Here is a 3,644-nt window from a genome sequence, read left to right on the forward strand (position 1 = left end):
GAGTTAAAGGCAATCATTGATTACCAATCGAAGTCGGAAGAAGAGCGCTACGAAGCTCGCTTGAAGTTGCAAGCGCTGCCACGTAACTCGGCTCCGACCCGTCAACGTAATCGTTGCTCCCTGACTGGTCGTCCACGTGGCACTTTCCGCAAGTTCGGTCTGGGCCGTATTAAGCTCCGTGAAATCGCCATGCGTGGCGAGATTCCGGGTATGACTAAAGCAAGCTGGTAATAGGAGAATATGCAATGAGTATGAGCGATCCTATCGCCGATATGCTGACCCGTATCCGCAATGCGCAAGTAGTTCACAAGACAACCGTGGCAATGCCATCGTCGAAGGTCAAAGTTGCGATTGCCAATGTCCTCAAGGACGAGGGTTACATTGAAGATTTCGCTGTCGCCGCAGAAGGTGGCAAGTCGGAACTCAAAATCGGTTTGAAGTATTACGCCGGCCGTCCTGTTATCGAACGCCTTGATCGTGTGTCCCGTCCAGGACTGCGTATCTATAAGGGTAAAGATGACATTCCTAACGTGATGAACGGCTTGGGTGTGGCAATTATTTCGACGCCTGCTGGTGTCATGACGGACCGCAAAGCGCGCGCAACCGGTGTCGGTGGCGAAGTTATTTGCTACGTCGCCTAAGGAGTGCAATATGTCTCGTGTAGGTAAAATGCCGATTGCACTGTCAACTGGCGCGGAAGCGACCATTACAGCAGCGCAGATCACAGTTAAGGGCCCATTGGGCTCGCTTTCCCAGTCGTTGAATGGCATGGTAAAGATCGAAAACAACAACGGTACGCTGAATTTCAGCGCCGCTGACGACAGCCGTGAAGCCAATGCGATGTCCGGCACCTTGCGTGCTCTGGTCAACAACATGGTCAATGGCGTAACCAAAGGCTTCGAAAAGAAGCTGAACCTGGTTGGCGTTGGTTTTCGTGCTCAGGCTCAAGGTGACAAGTTGAATCTGTCGCTCGGTTTCTCGCATCCTGTTGTACACCAAATGCCTGAAGGCGTTACCGTGGCAACACCGACGCAAACCGAGATCCTGATCAAGGGTATCGACAAGCAACGTGTTGGTCAGGTCGCTGCAGAAGTTCGTGCTTACCGCGAACCTGAGCCTTATAAGGGCAAGGGCGTTCGTTACTCGGACGAAGTGGTAATCCTTAAAGAAACCAAGAAGAAGTAATAGGGGTTGACGATGGATAAGAAACAATCACGTCTGCGCCGTTCACGCCAAACGCGTGCCAAGATCGCAGAGTTAAAGGTGAACCGCCTGGCAGTGCATCGTACCAACTTGCACATTTACGCCAGCATCATCAGCCCTGACGCTAAAGTGCTGGCTTCGGCCTCCACAGTGGAAGCTGAAGTACGTGCAGAGCTGGCCGGCAAGTCCGGTGCAGGCGGCAATACAGCAGCTGCATCTTTGGTTGGCAAGCGCGTTGCCGAGAAGGCACTGAAAGCAGGAGTTACCGAAGTTGCGTTTGATCGCTCCGGTTTCCGTTACCACGGCCGCGTCAAGGTGCTGGCAGATGCCGCCCGTGAAGCTGGTCTGAAGTTCTAAGGAAGAATCGTCATGGCAAAAATGCAATCGAAAATGCAAAGCGATAAGCCGGATGATGGCATGCGCGAAAAAATGATCGCGGTCAACCGTGTGACCAAAGTGGTCAAGGGTGGTCGTATCATGGGTTTCGCAGCATTGGCTGTGGTTGGTGATGGCGATGGCCGCATCGGCATGGGCAAGGGCAAGTCGAAAGAAGTGCCAGTTGCTGTGCAGAAGGCTATGGAAGAAGCCCGTCGCAAGATGATCAAGGTAACGCTGAAGAACGGCACTCTGCAACACGCTATTTCCGGCAAACACGGCGCATCATCGGTTTTGATGCTGCCAGCTAAAGACGGTACTGGCGTTATTGCCGGCGGCCCAATGCGCGCAATTTTTGAAGTACTGGGTGTGACGAACGTGGTGGCGAAATCCACTGGTTCCACCAATCCATACAACATGGTTCGTGCTACGTTGAACGGCTTGTCGAAAATGAACACTGCATCGGAAATCGCTGCTAAACGCGGCAAGTCCGTTGAAGAAATTCTGGGCTAAGGTGATCAACATGACAAAGACTGTAAAAGTACAATTGGTCAAGGGTTTGATCGGCACGCGCGAAACACATCGCGCGACAGTTCGCGGTTTGGGTCTGCGTCGGGTTAATTCGGTTTCCGAATTGCAAGACACGCCAGCAGTGCGCGGCATGATCAATAAAGTGTCATATCTTGTGAAAGTGGTGTCGTAAGCTTAGGCTTGCGAACGGAGCAAATTATGGAATTGAATACTATTCAACCTGCAGATGGCGCCAAGCGCTACAAGCGTCGCGTTGGTCGTGGTATCGGCTCGGGCCTGGGTAAAACATCCGGCCGCGGTCACAAGGGTCAAAAATCGCGTTCGGGCGGTTTCCACAAAGTCGGTTTTGAAGGCGGTCAGATGCCTTTGCAACGTCGTTTGCCAAAGCGTGGCTTCAAGTCGATGGCAACGCCTTATAAGGCTGAAGTGCGTTTGTCGGACCTGGAAAACCTGCCGGTAACTGAAGTGGATATCCTGGTCCTGAAGCAAGCTGGCATTATCGGCGAGCTGGCACGTGTGGTGCACGTAATCCTGTCGGGCGAAGTCACTAAAAAGGTAACGCTCAAAGGCTTGATCGCTACCAAAGGTGCAAAAGCCGCGATTGAAGCGGCTGGTGGATCGGTTGCTTGATTTGTCGTTCTAACTCGTAGCAATGGAGCAATAAGTGGCGACTTCTCCCCAACTTGCAAAGAGTGCTGCGAGCGGCTTCCCTTGGGGCCGTCTGTGGTTCTTGCTTGCTGCATTGGTTGTATATCGTATTGGCGCGCATATTCCTGTACCAGGAATTGACCCATCGCAATTAGCGCAATTGTTCAAGCAGCACCAGGGCGGTATCTTGGGTATGTTCAACATGTTCTCTGGTGGTGCGTTGTCACGGTTCACCGTGTTTGCGCTGGGAATCATGCCTTACATTTCGGCTTCGATCGTGATGCAGTTGATGTCGATTGTGTCCCCTCAGCTGGAAGCATTGAAGAAGGAAGGCGAGTCTGGTCGTCGCAAGATTACTCAGTACACCCGTTACGGCACGCTGTTGTTGGCTACGTTTCAGGCGCTGGGCATTGCGGTAGCTTTGGAATCGCAACCTGGCTTGGTGTTGGATGCAGGTCTGGCTTTCCGATTTACTACAGTTGTTACGCTGGTGACTGGCACGATGTTTTTGATGTGGTTGGGTGAGCAGATTACTGAGCGTGGCCTCGGCAATGGTATCTCCATCATCATCTTTGCAGGCATTGCTGCAGGTTTGCCAAATGCAATTGGTGGCTTGTTTGGGCAGGTAAGTACCGGTTCGATGAGTGCTATTTCAGCGATCCTGATTTGCGTGATTGCTGCGGCGGTAACTTATCTGGTGGTGTTTATCGAGCGTGGTCAGCGCAAGATTCTGGTGAATTATGCCAAGCGTCAGGTGGGTAACAAGATTTATGGTGGTCAAAGCAGTCATTTGCCGCTGAAGCTGAATATGGCTGGTGTTATACCTCCGATCTTCGCTTCCTCGATCATCTTGCTTCCTGCGACAATCACAAGTTGGTTTACATCCG

8 protein-coding genes are annotated in these 3,644 nt (G+C 52.1%); all 8 read left to right on the plus strand.

The annotated features are described in order from the left end of the window. Positions 1-231, plus strand: a 231-nt coding sequence (gene rpsN, locus ACIQ0R_RS12605) for a 30S ribosomal protein S14 (RefSeq protein WP_395828069.1), incomplete at its 5' end; no start/stop codon positions are given. 14 nt (positions 232-245) lie between these two features. Next, positions 246-641, plus strand: coding sequence for a 30S ribosomal protein S8 (gene rpsH / locus ACIQ0R_RS12610; RefSeq protein WP_395828073.1), 396 nt, complete (start codon positions 246-248; stop codon positions 639-641). A 10-nt stretch (positions 642-651) separates the two neighbouring features. Beyond that, entirely contained in the window at positions 652-1,185 is a 534-nt protein-coding gene (rplF, locus tag ACIQ0R_RS12615; protein ID WP_395828077.1) for a 50S ribosomal protein L6, read from the plus strand. A gap of 12 nt (positions 1,186-1,197) precedes the next feature. Further along, on the plus strand, positions 1,198-1,560 hold the full coding sequence (gene rplR, locus ACIQ0R_RS12620) for a 50S ribosomal protein L18 (RefSeq protein ID WP_395828081.1): 363 nt from the start codon (positions 1,198-1,200) through the stop codon (positions 1,558-1,560). Between the two features lie 12 nt (positions 1,561-1,572). Next, positions 1,573-2,091, plus strand: a complete 519-nt coding sequence (rpsE, locus tag ACIQ0R_RS12625) for a 30S ribosomal protein S5 (RefSeq protein WP_395828085.1) — start codon at positions 1,573-1,575, stop codon at positions 2,089-2,091. A gap of 10 nt (positions 2,092-2,101) precedes the next feature. Next, positions 2,102-2,281 (plus strand): 50S ribosomal protein L30, encoded by a 180-nt coding sequence (rpmD, locus tag ACIQ0R_RS12630; protein WP_061535113.1) that lies wholly within the window; start codon positions 2,102-2,104, stop codon positions 2,279-2,281. 26 nt (positions 2,282-2,307) lie between these two features. Next, positions 2,308-2,739, plus strand: coding sequence for a 50S ribosomal protein L15 (rplO, locus tag ACIQ0R_RS12635; RefSeq protein ID WP_395828089.1), 432 nt, complete (start codon positions 2,308-2,310; stop codon positions 2,737-2,739). A gap of 34 nt (positions 2,740-2,773) precedes the next feature. Further along, the coding region (gene secY, locus ACIQ0R_RS12640) for a preprotein translocase subunit SecY (protein WP_395828092.1) at positions 2,774-3,644 on the plus strand (871 nt) is incomplete at its 3' end.

Origin of the sequence: Collimonas sp. (genome assembly GCF_044339385.1) — a bacterium.
Classification (GTDB): Bacteria; Pseudomonadota; Gammaproteobacteria; order Burkholderiales; family Burkholderiaceae_D; genus Collimonas.